We start from the raw sequence: 15,528 nt of genomic DNA on the forward strand, positions 1-15,528 counted from the left end.
CATGGGAGGTGGATATGCACGGTCGAGTTTTCCATTTTGCGTTTTGTAAATTGTTGTTTTCGATCGCGATTATTGCGCTATTGACGCTATTTCCCGGGCAGGTTTCTGCAGAGGGTGGATGTCCCCCGGGGTCATATCCGATAGGTGGGCAGGGTGTACAGGGATGTGCTCCAATTCCGGCTTCTGGCTCTGGCGTAGGAGAGTCCAGGCCGAGCGGAAGGTGGATAAAAACCTGGGGTGCCATTTCCATGGCGAGCAATGGGAAGGTTGGAATTGCATGGGGGTTGCGTCGTAAAAGGGATGCTATAAATGACGCAGTTCAACGATGTGAAAATCAAGGTGCTTCTGACTGTAGAGTGCTGCTGAGCTATAAGAATCAATGCGCGGCAATTGCTACTTCCGTTATTGGGGTTCAGAAAACGGGTTATGCTAGTAGTGAAACTGTCGGTGCTGCTTCTGTTTTAGCGAGACAGTTCTGCAGTGATGAGGGCGGGACGGAATGTGAGGTCGTTCATGCGAATTGCACTGAGCCCCAATTCGAGTATTTTTGATTTTCTGTTTCAAGGCTAATGAATTTTGGTTCTTGTATTTTTTATTAAGGTTGCGCCTCGGTTTGTGAAGGTCTCCGGGAAGTGCGTTCTAAGGAGATGATCTTTCGGTAGAGGCTTCATCGCTCTCGGTGTCTGGACTTTTGTTGACGTAGTTCTGAATGCTGCGTATTAAAAGTGACATGCCGGCGATTGAAGTGTCCGGTAGCTTAGTGGCGAGTTGGTTGAGGCATTCTGCTGCCGTTGGTTCTACTTTCGCCAACTTGATTCTGACTGCGCCGCTGATGGTGGCTATATTATTCTAGGGTGGTCTCTGCAGTTTCATGGGGTATTTGCAGGTTGACGGCGCGGCGGATGCATAATTGTGTTGGAGGTTGGGTGTCGTTTTGTAGTGCGTTAGGTGTTAGTTCGTTTATTTCAGCCTCGGTCACTCTGGTGGCATGGATTTTCCCTATTTATTATTTTCTTGTGATTAATGTGGTTGTTTAATAAATTTTAAAACGGAGCGTTCTTGTTCATGAAATATCTTCCGGCTTTCTTAGGGGCGATTTTTTCCTCTGCAGTTGTCGCGGGCTGCTATTCCCAGCCTCTCGAGGTGGTGATGAATCTGCGATCGCAACAGAAACTTCCGTAACAACGCCCGCACAGGTGGCGGATGATTCGAATATGCAATCAAAGGAGCCTAAATCTATGGAAGCGGGACGTGACGAGGTCAAGGACAGTGCCCAGGCGTTTGTGCCCGCAGGGGCGAAGCCGCTGGAAACCATTAAGGGTGACCTCAACGGTGATGGCATCGAAGATGCCCTGCTGGTCATTGATCCACCGGCCCCAGGCAATCTGGCGGCTGGCGAAAATGGCCCTGACCGCATCGTGATGCTGGTGCTGGGCGGAGCGGATGGGAAATGGCACTTGGCCGCTCGCAATAACAAGTTGGTGCCGTGCTCCAACTGCGGCGGCGTGATGGGCGATCCGTTCGGTTATGCGCGCGTGTCCTCGGGTAGTTTCACCGTGGTCAATAGCGGTGGCAGCCGTGAGCGCTGGACCGATTCTTATACGTTCCGCTATGCACCTGCCGACAAGGCATGGTGGTTGGAAGGGGTAAGCCGACAGGTCATCGATACCGAGACCGATGCGGAAAACAAAAAGGATTTCACGGCAGCCGAACTCGGCAAGGTGCGGTTCGAGGATTTCGATCCGTCCAGCGTGCCGGCGGTGACGCTGCCGTAATCGCGCCTCGCCTGGAGGCGGGGTTGTTCAAGGCAAGTCAATCAGGAGTTTCATCATGTCAAAGGATAGGGAATCGCAGTTGTTGCAGCAGGCCACGCAGGCGGGCATCACTTCGCCGCGCGAGCTGGCCAACTTCATGGCCCAGGTCGGCCACGAGTCCAACGGGCTGAGCCGGCTGGAAGAGAGTTTCCGCTATACACGGAACATTTCGCAGATTCCGGTCGCATCGGCCATGCGCCAGGGTCCTGGGGCACTGGAGGCGGCCCGGTTGGAGGCGTTGCGCGGCCACCCCGAAGCGCTCGGTGAGCTGATGTACGGCGGTCGCATGGGAAACAACCAGCCCGGTGATGGCTATCTGTACCGTGGTCGCGGCTACATCCAGCTGACGGGTAAAGAGAATTACGCGAAGGCCGGGGGAGCCCTGGACCTGGACCTGGTCAAACACCCCGAACTGGCAGCGCAGCCGGAAAACGCAGCCCGGATCGCGGTGTGGTATTGGGAGAGCCGCGTGCCGGCAGCTTCGCGTGAGGACGTACGCGCGGCGACCCGTGCAATCAACGGCGGGTTCAATGGTCTGGATGATCGCAAGGAACGGTTCGAGACTTGGGAGCGCAAGCTGACTCCGGAGGTGATGGGCCGTTTGGGGCGTGGTGAAGTGGGCCAAAGAGTCAGCCCAGCAGTTGCGGCGGGGGCCGATGCGCTGGCCGATGGTGTGCTGCGCAAGGGCGAGGCTGGCGAGTCGGTGCGTGAGTTGCAGGAGATGCTGCGTGCACAGGGAATCCGTGATCAGCAGGGGCGCGAGCTGCGCGCCGATGGCGATTACGGCAACCACACTGTGGACGCGGTCAAACAGTTCCAGCGCGGCCAGAGCCTGCATGCTGACGGCATCGCCGGGCCTGCGACACTGGGCAAGCTGCGTGCGCTGGGCCAGTCGCAGGGGCAGGGCGCCGCACTGATGTCCGATCCGGCCCATCCCGGCAATCGGCTGTTCCAGGAGGCGCTGGGCAAGCTGGAAGCATTATCGCCGCAGGCTGGTTTCCAGGATCGTCAGGCCCTGGCAAATGCCGCCGGACAGATGGCACTGGAGGCGCGGGGCGGTGGTCTGAGTCGCATCGACCACGTGGTCGCCAGCCAGGATGGCAAGGGGCTGATCGCGGTGCAGGGCGAGATGAACGACCCGGCGATGCGCCGTGTGTTCGTCGAACGCCAACAGGCGGTGCAGCAACCTCTGGAGCAGAGCAGCTTGCGTTTGGCGCAGGTCGAACAGGGGCGGGATGAGCCGCTGACTGCCGATCGTCAGCAGGAACAGGCCCGCGCCCTGGCGAGGTAGCGGCTGGCGGGCATGGGGCGTGAAGGGCGGGATTGCGCTAGAATCCCGCCCGTACTCCGTTTTCAGGTGGCCCGCGCAAAGCGCCGGTCGAGTGTGTGACATGAGCACTACCATCGCCTACTGCTGATTCATTGCCACAGCCCGTTGCAGGCGCCTTTGTGGCGCTTTTTTATTGACCAAATCCCGTTGAAGTCGCGCTGTGAGGCGGGCTTCCAGGTCCGCGTGGCGGGCCTCGACTCCAGGTGAATCCATGATCAACATCACTCTTCCAGACGGCAGCGTCCGTCAATTCGAAAGCCCGGTCAGCGTCATGGGCGTGGCCCAGTCCATCGGTGCGGGCCTGGCCAAAGCCACCATCGCCGGTGTAGTTGATGGCGTGCAGGTCGATGCCTGCGACGTGATCGACCACGATGCGGCACTGCGCATCATCACCGCCAAGGACGATGAGGGTGTGGAGATCATCCGTCACTCCTGCGCCCACCTGGTCGGTCACGCGGTCAAGCAGCTTTACCCGGACGCCAAGATGGTGATCGGCCCGGTCATCGCCGAAGGCTTCTACTACGACATCTACAGCGAGCGCCCGTTCACGCCGGAAGACATGGCGGCGATCGAGAAGCGCATGGGCGAGCTGATCGCGCAGGACTACGACGTCATCAAGAAGGTCACGCCGCGTGCGGAAGTGATCGAGATCTTCAAGGCGCGAGGCGAGGAGTACAAGCTGCGCCTGATCGAAGACATGTCCGATGACGTCACCGCGATGGGCATGTACTACCACCAGGAATACGTGGACATGTGCCGCGGCCCGCACGTGCCGAACACGCGCTTCCTGAAGTCGTTCAAGTTGATGCGCATTTCCGGTGCGTATTGGCGCGGTGATGCCAAGAACGAGCAGCTGCAGCGCATCTACGGTACCGCGTGGGCCGACAAGAAGCAGCTTGAGGCCTACATCAAGCGCATCGAAGAAGCCGAGATGCGCGATCACCGCCGCATCGGCAAGCAGCAGGACCTGTTCCATCTGCAGGAAGAGGCGCCGGGCCTGGTGTTCTGGCATCCGAAGGGCTGGTCGATCTGGCAGGTGGTCGAGCAGTACATGCGCAAGATCTACCGCGACAGCGGTTACGGTGAGGTGCGCTGCCCGCAGATCCTGGATGTGAGCCTGTGGAAGAAGTCCGGCCACTGGGACAACTACCAGGACAACATGTTCTTCACCGAATCGGAGAAGCGCACCTATGCGGTGAAGCCGATGAACTGCCCCGGTCACGTGCAGGTGTTCAATCAGGGCCTGCATAGCTATCGCGACCTGCCGATCCGTTACGGCGAATTCGGTTCCTGCCACCGCAATGAGCCATCCGGTGCGCTGCACGGCATCCTGCGCGTGCGCGGTTTCACCCAGGACGACGGCCATGTGTTCTGCACCGAGAGCCAGATCGAATCGGAAGTGACCGCGTTCCACCAGCAGGCGTTGGCGGTCTACCGGCACTTCGGCTTCGACGAGATCCAGATCAAGATCGCCCTGCGCCCGGAATCGCGCCTGGGTGACGATGCCACCTGGGACAAGGCCGAAGGCGCGCTGCGTTCGGCGCTGTCCAGCTGCGGCGTGGAATGGCAGGAGTTGCCGGGTGAGGGCGCCTTCTACGGCCCGAAGATCGAGTACCACCTGAAGGACGCCATTGGCCGTACCTGGCAGCTGGGCACCATGCAGGTCGACTTCATGATGCCGGGCCGCCTGGGTGCCGAGTATGTGGATGAAAACAGCCAGAAGAAGCACCCGGTCATGCTGCATCGGGCCATTGTCGGCTCGATGGAGCGTTTCCTGGGCATCCTGATCGAGCACCACGCCGGCTCGTTCCCGACTTGGCTGGCGCCAGTGCAGGTTGTGGTGGCAAACATCACCGATGCGCAGTCTGAATACGTTCAGTCGATTCGCAAAACCCTTGCGGATCAAGGGTTCCGGGTGGACGCCGATTTGCGCAACGAAAAGATCGGCTATAAGATTCGTGAGCATACGCTGCAGCGCGTACCGTATCTGCTGGTCGTGGGTGACCGCGAGAAGGAGAATGGGGCCGTAGCGGTACGTACGCGGTCCGGTGAGGACCTTGGGTCGATGCCGGTCCAGGCCTTTATCGAGCGGCTGCACGCTGAAGTGAAGTAATAAGTAGAGCCCCGGCCTTGATGGAGTGTTCCTCAGGGCCGGTTCTAAGTCCATTCGGAGATTGCAATATCAGTACCCCTGACAACAAACAGAACCGCCGCAACCAGGAAATCCGTGTGCCGCGCGTCCGCGTGATCGGCAGCGACGGAGAGATGGTTGGCGTGTTGTCGCGCGACGAAGCGCTGTCGATGGCCGAAGAAGAAGGTCTGGACCTGGTCGAGATCCAGCCGCAGGCTGATCCGCCGGTGTGCAAGATCATGGACTTCGGCAAGTTCAAGTTCGAAGCGCAGAAAAAGGCCAACGAGGCCAAGAAGAAGACCAAGCAGGTCGAAATCAAGGAAGTGAAGTTCCGTCCGGTCACCGACGAGGGCGACTACCAGATCAAACTGCGCAAGATGCGCGGTTTCCTGGAGGATGGCGACAAGATCAAGGTCAATATTCGCTTCCGTGGTCGCGAGATGAGCCATCAGGAGCTGGGCCGCGAAATGGCCAACCGGCTCGAGGCTGATCTGGGGGAAGACATCGTGATCGAGTCCCGTCCGCGCCTGGAAGGTCGACAGATGGTGATGATGATCGCGCCGAAGAAGAAGTAAGGCTGCGGCGGCTCCGCGTCGCCCGTCAGCTGGGTGGACGGCAAGTGGGTCTTTCTGCACCGTGCCAGTTGTTACGCTTCACGATCTGCTTGCCTGTGATTGCAAGTGGCAGGTGGGGGCGGCATAATGGGCGGCCCGGTTCGCCGGGTTTGTTGTTTGCTTCACCCAGGACCTGCCTGCCTCCAGTGGGAGTGCGGGCTTTAAACAGACAAGGGCAGGGACGGAAAGTGTGGGTAAAACCACCGCCCAGTCAGTGAAAAGAGACCATCAAGGACATAGCGATGCCCAAGATCAAGACCAACCGGGCGGCGGCCAAGCGTTTCCGCAAGACCGCCTCCGGCAAGTACAAGTGCGGTCATGCCAACCGCAGCCATATCCTCACGAAGAAAGCGACCAAGCGGAAGCGTAACCTGCGTCAGACGAATCACGTCCGCGCAGAAGACGCAGGCCGTCTGGACCGTATGCTTCCCTACCTCTGAGGACTGAACCATGGCACGAGTAAAGCGTGGTGTGCAGGCGCGCCGCCGCCACAAGAAAGTATTGGATCTGGCCAAGGGCTATTACAACGCCCGTCGCAAGGTCTTCCGCGTCGCCAAGCAGGCAGTCATCAAGGCACAGCAGTACGCCTACATTGGCCGTAAGCAGAAGAAGCGCAATTTCCGTTCGCTGTGGATCACCCGCATCAATGCGGCTGCCCGCATCAACGGCCTGAGCTACAGCCGTTTCATGAACGGCCTGTTGAAGGCCGGTATCACCCTGGACCGTAAGGTTCTGGCTGATATCGCCGTGCACGACGCAGCCGGTTTTGCCGCTCTGGCAGAAAAGGCCAAGGGCGCACTGGCGGCATAAGTCCTTCCTGCAGCAGTTGTAGCGTTCACGCGCAATGGCTGTGGTGAGACAATGCATGGGGAAGGGCGCAAGTCCTTCCCCATTCTTTTTTGTGCTGGTTGCTGCTGCCGATGGTTGCGCGGCGATCAGCTACTGGTGGCGACGGGGGTCGGCCCGGCGCGCACCGCGTAGGCAAGCCGGCCAGAGGTTTCGTCGATCCCATGAGTGACATCCAATCCCTGACTGCGCAGGCGCTGGCCGATGTGGCTGCGGCGCAGAGCCCGGAAACGCTGGAAAACCTGCGTGTTTCGCTGTTAGGCAAAAGTGGCAGCATCACTGCGCAACTCAAGCAGCTTGGGGCCTTGCCCGCCGAGGAACGCAAGGCGGCGGGGGAGGCGATCAACATCGCACGTGACGCGGTTTCCTCGGCGCTGGCCGAGCGCAAGGTTGTGCTTGAAGAGGCGGCACTGGATGCGCGGCTTGCCTCCGAGAGCATCGATGTCACCCTGCCGGGCCGTCATGGCGAGCGTGGCGGGCTGCATCCGGTCACGCGCACCCTGGAGCGGATCACCGAGATTTTCGGGCGCCTCGGCTACGAGTTGTCCGAAGGCCCGGAAATCGAAGATGACTGGCACAACTTCGAGGCGCTGAACTTCCCGCCGCACCATCCGGCGCGCGCCATGCACGACACCTTCTACTTCGGTGACGGTCGTCTGCTGCGCACGCATACCTCCGGGGTGCAGGTGCGCTACATGGGCGAGCACACGCCGCCGCTGCGCATGATCGCCGCCGGCAAGGTGTATCGCAGCGACAGCGACCAGACCCACTCGCCGATGTTCCACCAGGTCGAAGGCCTCCTGGTGGACGAGCACTCCACCTTTGCCGACCTCAAGGGCACGCTGTCCGAGTTCGTACGCGCGTTCTTCGAGCGTGATTTCGAGATGCGTTTCCGCCCGAGCTATTTCCCGTTCGTGGAACCGGGGGCGGAAGTGGACATCGCCTGGCAACAGCCGGATGGCAGCACCCGCTGGCTGGAAGTGCTGGGCTGCGGCATGGTCCACCCCAACGTGCTCAAGTCGGTCGGCATCGACCCGGAGCGCTACACCGGCTTCGCCTTCGGCCTGGGCGTGGAGCGCTTCGCGATGCTGCGCTACGGGGTGAACGATCTGCGCGCGTTCTTCGAGAACGACGTCCGCTTCCTCAAGCAGTTCGCCTGACCCAGGGCTGGAATGCCGGGCCCTGCTCGGCCGCATCTGAACGTTGATCCGCTCCGGGCGCCAAGCGCTGGGCATCAATAAAAGAAACCGCAACGGGAGGTGCGCCTCCCCTCAAGGTAAAGACATGAAATTCTCTGAAAGCTGGCTGCGCAGCCACGTACCGACCACGGCCTCGCGTGACGAACTCAGCGCGGTGCTGACCGCCATCGGTCTGGAGGTCGAAGACGTGACGGCGCTGGGCGATGGCCTGGACAACGTGGTGGTGGCGCGCATCGTCGAGGCCGTGCGTCATCCGCAGGCCGACCGCCTGCAGGTGTGCAAGGTTGACGCCGGTCAGGGGGAGCTGTTGCAGATCGTGTGCGGGGCGCCGAATGCGCGCCCGGGGCTGGTTGCGCCATTGGCCATGGTCGGTGCGCAGATCGGCGAGCTGAAGATCAAGCCGGCCAAACTGCGTGGGGTGGAGTCCAACGGCATGCTGTGCTCGGCCAGGGAGCTGGGCCTGGACACCGACGCGTCCGGCCTGCTGGAACTGCCGGATGACGCGCCAGTCGGCGTCACGCTGGTCGAATACCTTGGCCTGCCGGACGCCAGCATCGAGATCAAACTGACTCCGAACCGCGCTGATTGCTTCAGTGTGCGCGGTATCGCCTTCGACGTGGCTGCGGCGACCCGCAGCGAAGTGAAGCCATTCGTGGCCGAGCCGGTGGCCGCGCAGGGTTCGCGCGAACTGGTGATCCAGCTCGATGCGGGTGCCGAAGCGCCGCGTTACCTGGGCCGCGTGATCGAGGGCGTCAATGCGAGCGCGACCACGCCGCTGTGGATGGCCGAACGCCTGCGCCGCTGTGGCGTGCGCCCTGTTTCGCTGCTGGTGGATATCACCCAGTACGTGATGCTGGAACTGGGTCAGCCGATGCATGCCTACGATCTGGATACGCTCAAAGGCCAGATCGGAGTGCGCCGCTCGCGCGCCGGCGAAAGCCTGAAGTTGCTCGATGGGCGCGATGCCGCGCTGGATGACAGCTTCCTGGTGGTGACCGATGCCGACCGTCCGGTGGGCCTGGCCGGCTGATGGGTGGCTTCGACACCCGCGTGACCGATACCACCGGCAATGTGTTCCTGGAGGCCGCGCATTTCGCGCCGGCCGCGATCATGGGGCGTGGCCGCAAGTTTGGCTTGCATACCGATGCCGGTCACCGCTTCGAGCGCGGCGTCGATCCGCAGCTGCCGCGTATTGCCATCGAGTACGCCACCCGCCTGCTGCTGGACTTGGCCGGCGGTGTGCCGGCACCGGTGACCGAGGCGGTGCGTGAAGCCGATCTGCCGGTAGCGGCCCAGATCCTGCTGCGCCGCGCGCGGATCACCCGCGTACTGGGCATCGAGATTGACGATGCCGAGGTCGAGCGCATCCTGCGTGCGCTGGGCATGCGGGTTGAGGCCGCTGCCGAAGGCTGGAATGTGACCGGCCCGAGCAGTCGTTTCGATATCGCCATCGAAGAGGATCTGATCGAAGAGCTGGCCCGTATCCACGGCTATGAAGCCATTCCGACCACCTTGCCGGGCGGTGCCGCGCGCATTGCGATGCCCAGCGAGACCCGTCTGGACGAGGTGAGCGTGCGCCGCCAGCTGGTGGCGCGCGAAATGCTGGAAACCATCAATTTCGCCTTCGTCGATGCGCAGCTGCTTGAGCAGTGGAGCCAGAGCGCGGGGCTGGTAGCACTGGCCAATCCGCTGTCTGCCGAACTGGCAGTGATGCGTCCATTGCTGCTGCCGGGGCTGGTCGCCACGTTGGGCCGCAATGTGGCCCGTCAGGCGGGGCGCGTGCGCCTGTTCGAGATCGGCCGCGTGTTCGAAGCGCAGGCCGGTGAGGGCAAGCCGGCGCCGAAGGAAACCGTGCGCATTGCCGCCGTGGTCTGTGGCGATGCGGCTGCGCTGCAGTGGGGCGAGAAGGCGCGCAAGGTCGATTTCCATGACTTGAAGGGTGATCTGGAATCGCTGGCTGCCGCCTCCGGCGCGGTGCTGGAGTTCCGTGCCTCGCAGCGTGCATATGCGCATCCGGCGCGGTCGGCTGACATCTGGCGTGATGGCCAGTGCATCGGCTGGATCGGCCAGGTGCACCCGCGTGTGGCCAAGGCAATGGAAATCGATCTGGATGTGATCGGCTTCGAGCTGGATCTGGCGCCGCTGGTGCGGCGCCCGCTGCCGTGTTCGAGCGAGTTGTCGCGCTTCCCGGCGGTGCGCCGTGATCTGGCGGTGGTTGTCGCTGAACAGGTGGAATGGTCGGTATTGTCGGCAACTATCCGCCAGGCCGCTGGCGAGCTGCTGCGCGATGTGGTGTTGTTCGATCGCTACGTCGGACAGGGGGTCGAGCCGGGCTTCAAGAGTCTGGCTATGGGCTTGATTTTGCAGGACAAGTCGCGCACTCTGACGGACCGCGACGTGGACGCAGTGGTCACCGGGGTGGTGGCCGCGATCGAGCGCGAACACGGCGCGAAGATCCGTGGTTGAGGCGGAAAACAGGGAGCAGGCATGGCATTGACCAAGGCGGAGATGGCGGACCGGTTGTTCGACGAAGTCGGTCTGAACAAGCGTGAGGCCAAGGAATTTGTCGACGCGTTCTTCGATGTGCTGCGTGATGCATTGGAACAGGGACGTCAGGTGAAGCTGTCCGGCTTCGGTAATTTCGACCTGCGGCGCAAGAACCAGCGCCCGGGTCGCAATCCCAAGACCGGCGAGGAAATTCCGATTTCCGCCCGCACGGTGGTGACCTTCCGTCCGGGCCAGAAGCTCAAGGAAAGGGTGGAGGCATATGCTGGATCCGGGCAGTAACCGCGAACTTCCGCCGATTCCGGCCAAGCGCTACTTCACCATCGGCGAAGTCAGCGAGCTGTGTGACGTCAAGCCGCATGTGTTGCGCTACTGGGAGACCGAGTTTCCCAGTCTCGAGCCGGCCAAGCGCCGTGGCAACCGTCGTTACTATCAGCGCCATGACGTGCTGATGGTGCGCCAGATCCGCGGCCTGCTGTACGAGCAGGGCTACACCATCGGCGGCGCCCGCCTGCGACTGGAAGGGGAGGGCGCGCGCGATGAGTCGGCGCTGAGCAACCAGATCATCCGCCAGGTGCGGATGGAGCTGGAAGAAGTGCTGCAATTGCTTCGCCGCTGAACTATTTTCGAACCAAAGCCGGTATAATCACCGGCTCGCCGCAAGGCGAAGCAGTAACGATCGGGGCGTAGCGCAGCCTGGTAGCGCATCTGCCTGGGGGGCAGAGGGTCGTCGGTTCAAATCCGGCCGTCCCGACCAATTACTGTAATCATCAAGGCCTGTGCAGCGATGCGCGGGCCTTTTTGTTTTTGATCGCCGGAGATGAGCGTATGGGCGGGCAGGTTGAACAGCTGGTGTCGCAGTTGCAGCTGGGGCCACATCCGGAGGGCGGCTTTTTCCGTCGCTTCCATGAATCGCCGCAGCAGGTCGTTGTCGAGGGCGTGACGCGTCCTGCCTTGACCGCCATCCACTACCTGCTCGGCGCCGGACAGGGCAGTGCGTGGCATCGCATCGATGCCGAGGAAGTCTGGCAATGGCAGGCAGGAGAGCCGCTGGAGCTGCTGCTGTGGGAGGGCGGTGAGTCGCCGGTGCGGCGAACCGTGCTGGGCGCGGTCGCTCAGGGGCGGGTATCGCTGGCGATCGTGCCCAGAGGAATGTGGCAGGCCGCGCGGCCGCTGGGTTCACATGCGCTGGTGAGCTGCCTGGTCGCGCCTGGTTTTGTCTGGAGCGGCTTTGAGCTGATGGATCCGCAGGGACCAGCGGCGCGGCTCCTGCGCCTGCGCGACAGCTGGATCTGAGTGATGTGCAGGGCAATACCCGCTGCTTTCACGACGGCGACGGTTATCCCGCCGTCACCCAAAAGCCCCGCGATGCGGGGCTTTTGCTTCAGCTGGCCGCACTCACCGGCACGGCGGTGTCCTGCAGTTCGGGCCAGCGTTTGAGGATGGCGGCGCGAATGCCCGCCGCGTCGATGCCCGCTTCGCTCAGCAGGTCTTCGCGGCTGGCGTGATGCTGGTAGCTGTCGGGAAGGCCCAAGTGCAGCACCGGCATGACCACCGCCTCGGCGTTGAGCAGTTCCGAGACGCCTGAGCCGGCCCCGCCAGCCACCACGTTGTCTTCGATGGTGACGAAGCCTTCGTGGGTACGGGTCAGTTCCAGCAGCATCGCCTGGTCCAGCGGCTTGATGAAGCGCATGTTGACCACGCTCAGGTCCAGCTCACGGCCGACCTGTTCGGCGGCCGGCAGGGTGGCCCCAAAAGCCAGCAGCGCGATCCGGCTGCCCGAACGGCGCAGCTGGGCCTTGCCGATCTCGAGCGTCGACAGATCGTTGCCGGCAGCCACGCCCGGACCCGTGCCACGCGGGTAGCGCACCGCCGCCGGGCCGTTGTAGCGCAGGCCGGTGGTCAGCATCTGCCGGCACTCGGCCTCATCACCGGGAGCCATCACCACCATGTTGGGCACACAGCGCAGGTAGCTCAGATCGAGGTTGCCCGCATGGGTGGCACCGTCCGGGCCGACCACGCCGGCACGGTCGATGGCGAACAGCACGTCCAGATTCTGTGTGGCGACGTCATGCACCAGCTGGTCATAGGCGCGCTGCAGGAAAGTGGAGTAGATGGCCACCACCGGCTTGGCGCCCTGTGTGGCCATGCCCGCGGCGAGCGTAACTGCATGCTGCTCGGCGATGGCGACATCGAAGTAGCGCGCCGGATATTCCTTGCTGAAACGGACCAGTCCGGAGCCCTCGCGCATGGCCGGGGTGATCCCCATCAGCAGCGGCTCGGCGGCGGCCGCGTCGCACAGCCAGTCACCGAACACGTCGGTGTAGGTGGGTTTTTTTGGCGCGTTCTTGGTGGGCAGGCCCTTGCTCGGATCGAACGGCCCCACGGCGTGATAGCCGATCTGGTCGCCTTCGGCCGGTTCGTAGCCCTTGCCCTTGGTGGTCATGATGTGCAGCAGCTGCGGGCCCTTGGCGTCCTTCAGGCGCCTGAGGGTGGTCAGCAGCAGGGGCAGGTCATGGCCGTCGATCGGGCCGGTGTAATGGAAGCCCATCTGCTCGAACGCGGTGGACGGCACGAACATGCCTTTCCACTGTTCTTCCCAGCGTTTGACGAAACGGGCCGGCGGGCTGTGGCGCTTGTCGCCGAGGATCTTCTTGCCCCCCTCGCGCAGCGCATTGAGCGTGCGGCTGGCGGTGGCACGGCCGAGCATCTTGGTCAGTCCCCCGACGGCTTCGGAGATGGACATGTTGTTGTCATTCAGGATGACCAGCACATTGGCTCGTCATCCATGCCGCCAGCGTGGGCCAGCGCCTCGAACGCCATGCCGGCAGTCATCGCGCCATCGCCGATCACGGCCACGGCTTTGCGGGTGTCGCCCTGGCGCTGGCGCGCGATGGCCATGCCCAGCGCGGCGGAAATGGAGGTCGATGAGTGGCCAACGCCGAAGGTGTCGTACTCGCTCTCCTCGCGCTTGGGGAACGGCGCCACGCCGCCCTTCTGCTTGACCGTGTGGATGGTGTCACGCCGCCCGGTCAGGATCTTGTGCGGATAGGTCTGATGGCCGACATCCCAGACCAGCTGATCAACCGGCGTGTTGAACAGGTAGTGCAGGGCAACGGTGAGTTCGATCACCCCCAGGCCGGCTGCGAAGTGGCCGCCGCTCTTGCCGACCGATTCGATCAGATAGGCGCGCAACTCGCCCGCGATCGCCCCGAGTTCGCTTTCATCGAACTGGCGCAGGTCGGCAGGAGTCTGGATGCGCGACAGGCGCGGGTAGCAGGCAGAGTCGATCATTTTCTTCGTGTTTCAAGCGAAACGGTATTTTGGCCGCCAACCGGGGGTGGGGCAAGCAAAGCGCCGCAGATGTGGGCGGGGGATGGGCGCGGATGCGGCCAAACTGAAGTGCCGGTTCAGACAAGTCGTCGCCGCTTCGCGCCCGGGGCGAGGGGCGGCAACTGCAGATGCGCGCCCTCAGACGCTGCGGCGCACGGCGTTCCTGGGCAGTTGCGCCTTCAGAAACGCCATCTGGTCGGCAAGGATGTTCCGGTTGGACAGGATCAGGTGCTCGATCCAGCTGGGCCGGTAGGGCACCGCGAGCAACGGCATGTGCGCCTGCTGCGGGGTGCGGTTGCTTTTGCGCGAATTGCACTGGAAACAGGCGGAAACCACGTTTTCCCAGATATCCCGCCCTCCCTTGGACAGCGGCAGGACATGGTCGCGGGTGAGCTGCGGCCGGCTGAACTGCTGGCCGCAGTACAGACACAGCTGCGCATCGCGTGCGAACAGGGCCGGGTTGGTCAGATTGGGCGTGGGATTGATCGCGCGCGAGCGTGCGTGGCCACGCGAGGCGATGATCGGGTGAAGGTCGAGCCCACTGGGCAGGCCGGTCGCGCGGGAAATGGCGCCATGCACGTGCAGGCACGGATCGCCCAGGGTCCACGCCACTGCGCCGCGCACATACAGGCAGCTGGCGTCTTGCCAGTTGATCCAGTCGAGCACGCGGCCATGCGCATCCAGCGATAGCAGGCGCACGGCGCCGAGGCGGTGCAGGGAGGGCGAGGGCGAAATCCCCGGTGTCGGAGCGGAAGAGTCGGCTCCGGTATCGATCAGACTACGCGGTGTAGTGTCTGTCTCCATCGGGAAAACAGCTTATACACGATGTGTGACAGATTGTGTAAACGCGTCTGGAGCAGCGCCTGAAAAGCCGCGAGCGCCGGAGGAGGCGCCCGCGACGGGGCGGAGGCGGCCGGATCAGTCGCCGAAACGGAGGCTGTCCATGGCCATCAGTGGATCGGCGCCGCTTTCCATGCTGGCTGCATGGGTGAGTGTGCGCGGCAGAACGCGGGCGTAGTAGAAGCGCGCGGTTTCCAGCTTGGCCTGCTTGAACGCTTCCGGCTGGCTTGAGGCCTGCGCGGCGGCCGCTGCGCGCGCCCACCAGTAGGCCAGTGCCACGTAGCCGCTGTAGAACAGGTAGTCCCAGCTGCTGCGCCCAGTTCTTCGGGATTGCTGGCGGCGCGCTGCAGCACGTTCACAGTCAGTTTGCCCCATTCCCGGGTTTTGGCGCCGAGTACCGGCAGGAATTCGGCCACCGCCGGGTTGTTGGCGTTGTCGGCGATGAACTGCTCGATCTCGGCGGCGAACAGTTTCAGCCCGGCGCCCTGGGAGGCGGCGGTCTTGCGGCCGATCAGGTCCAGCGCCTGGATGCCGGTGGTGCCTTCATACAGCGTGGTGATGCGGGCATCGCGCGCGAACTGCTCCATACCGTGCTCGGCGATGTAGCCGTGACCGCCGAACACCTGCTGGCCGTTGTAGGTGGCTTCAATGCTCCACTCGGTCAGGCAGGCTTTGACGATCGGGGTGAGGAAGCTGACCAGCGTCTCGGCATCGGCACGCGCCTGCGGGTCTGCGGCGTGCTGGGCGGTATCGAGCTGGGTGTAGGCGTGTGCGGCGAGCAGGCGGCCACCTTCGGTCAGCGCCTTGGTGGTGAGCAACATGCGGCGCACATCGGGCTGGGCGATGATCGGATCGGCCGGCTTGTCCGCCAGCTGAGCTCCCTTGGGCGCGCGCGATTGCAGGCGCTCGCGGGCGT

The 15,528-nt window shown here is 62.9% G+C and carries 12 protein-coding genes, 1 tRNA gene and 3 pseudogenes; 13 read left to right on the forward strand and 3 right to left on the reverse strand.

The window, feature by feature from the left end; translation table 11 throughout:
- The first annotated feature begins 14 nt into the window (after window positions 1-14).
- The 13 genes and pseudogenes from JCM9942_RS18080 (at window position 15) to JCM9942_RS03610 (ending at window position 11,735) form a co-directional block, all read left to right on the forward strand.
- The gene (locus tag JCM9942_RS18080) at window positions 15-551 is read left to right on the forward strand and encodes a DUF4189 domain-containing protein (RefSeq protein WP_083468394.1); all 537 of its coding nucleotides are present in this window, start codon (window positions 15-17) and stop codon (window positions 549-551) included.
- 687 nt (window positions 552-1,238) lie between these two features.
- Window positions 1,239-1,775, forward strand: a complete 537-nt coding sequence (locus JCM9942_RS03555) for a hypothetical protein (RefSeq protein WP_054657691.1) — start codon at window positions 1,239-1,241, stop codon at window positions 1,773-1,775.
- 55 nt (window positions 1,776-1,830) lie between these two features.
- Window positions 1,831-3,105: an XVIPCD domain-containing protein gene (locus tag JCM9942_RS18085; RefSeq protein WP_083468392.1), complete on the forward strand. Its 1,275-nt coding sequence runs from the start codon at window positions 1,831-1,833 to the stop codon at window positions 3,103-3,105.
- A gap of 250 nt (window positions 3,106-3,355) precedes the next feature.
- Window positions 3,356-5,257: a threonine--tRNA ligase gene (thrS, locus tag JCM9942_RS03565; RefSeq protein ID WP_054657693.1), complete on the forward strand. Its 1,902-nt coding sequence runs from the start codon at window positions 3,356-3,358 to the stop codon at window positions 5,255-5,257.
- A 20-nt stretch (window positions 5,258-5,277) separates the two neighbouring features.
- Complete coding sequence (infC, locus tag JCM9942_RS03570) at window positions 5,278-5,850, forward strand: translation initiation factor IF-3 (RefSeq protein WP_083468393.1); 573 nt, start codon at window positions 5,278-5,280, stop codon at window positions 5,848-5,850.
- 281 nt (window positions 5,851-6,131) lie between these two features.
- Complete coding sequence (rpmI, locus tag JCM9942_RS03575) at window positions 6,132-6,329, forward strand: 50S ribosomal protein L35 (RefSeq protein WP_002811096.1); 198 nt, start codon at window positions 6,132-6,134, stop codon at window positions 6,327-6,329.
- A gap of 10 nt (window positions 6,330-6,339) precedes the next feature.
- Complete coding sequence (rplT, locus tag JCM9942_RS03580; protein ID WP_054657697.1) at window positions 6,340-6,699, forward strand: 50S ribosomal protein L20; 360 nt, start codon at window positions 6,340-6,342, stop codon at window positions 6,697-6,699.
- Between the two features lie 200 nt (window positions 6,700-6,899).
- Window positions 6,900-7,895 carry a phenylalanine--tRNA ligase subunit alpha gene (gene pheS / locus JCM9942_RS03585; RefSeq protein WP_054657699.1) on the forward strand — a complete coding sequence of 332 codons (996 nt, stop codon included), beginning with the start codon at window positions 6,900-6,902 and terminating at the stop codon, window positions 7,893-7,895.
- 124 nt (window positions 7,896-8,019) lie between these two features.
- Window positions 8,020-10,400 (forward strand): annotated as a pseudogene (gene pheT / locus JCM9942_RS03590) (phenylalanine--tRNA ligase subunit beta).
- Between the two features lie 21 nt (window positions 10,401-10,421).
- A complete protein-coding gene (locus tag JCM9942_RS03595) occupies window positions 10,422-10,721 on the forward strand; it encodes an integration host factor subunit alpha (RefSeq protein WP_054657702.1) in 300 nt (99 codons plus the stop codon).
- On the forward strand, window positions 10,702-11,058 hold the full coding sequence (locus tag JCM9942_RS03600; protein WP_054657704.1) for a MerR family transcriptional regulator: 357 nt from the start codon (window positions 10,702-10,704) through the stop codon (window positions 11,056-11,058). Before JCM9942_RS03595 ends, JCM9942_RS03600 begins: the two co-directional genes overlap by 20 nt.
- A 61-nt stretch (window positions 11,059-11,119) precedes the next feature.
- Window positions 11,120-11,196: transfer RNA gene (locus tag JCM9942_RS03605), tRNA-Pro, on the forward strand.
- A gap of 71 nt (window positions 11,197-11,267) precedes the next feature.
- A complete protein-coding gene (locus JCM9942_RS03610) occupies window positions 11,268-11,735 on the forward strand; it encodes a cupin domain-containing protein (RefSeq protein WP_054657706.1) in 468 nt (155 codons plus the stop codon).
- Window positions 11,736-11,823: 88 nt separating this feature from the next.
- Here the strand turns inward: JCM9942_RS03610 and dxs are convergent.
- From dxs to JCM9942_RS03625, 3 genes and pseudogenes are all read right to left on the reverse strand, one after another.
- Window positions 11,824-13,733, reverse strand: a pseudogene (dxs, locus tag JCM9942_RS03615) (1-deoxy-D-xylulose-5-phosphate synthase).
- A 177-nt stretch (window positions 13,734-13,910) separates the two neighbouring features.
- On the reverse strand, window positions 13,911-14,576 hold the full coding sequence (locus tag JCM9942_RS03620) for an HNH endonuclease (RefSeq protein ID WP_054657708.1): 666 nt from the start codon (window positions 14,574-14,576) through the stop codon (window positions 13,911-13,913).
- A 114-nt stretch (window positions 14,577-14,690) separates the two neighbouring features.
- Window positions 14,691-15,528: pseudogene (locus JCM9942_RS03625) on the reverse strand (acyl-CoA dehydrogenase C-terminal domain-containing protein); the annotation flags it as partial.

The sequence above is a fragment of the Stenotrophomonas pictorum JCM 9942 genome, assembly GCF_001310775.1.
Classification (GTDB): Bacteria; Pseudomonadota; Gammaproteobacteria; order Xanthomonadales; family Xanthomonadaceae; genus Stenotrophomonas; species Stenotrophomonas pictorum.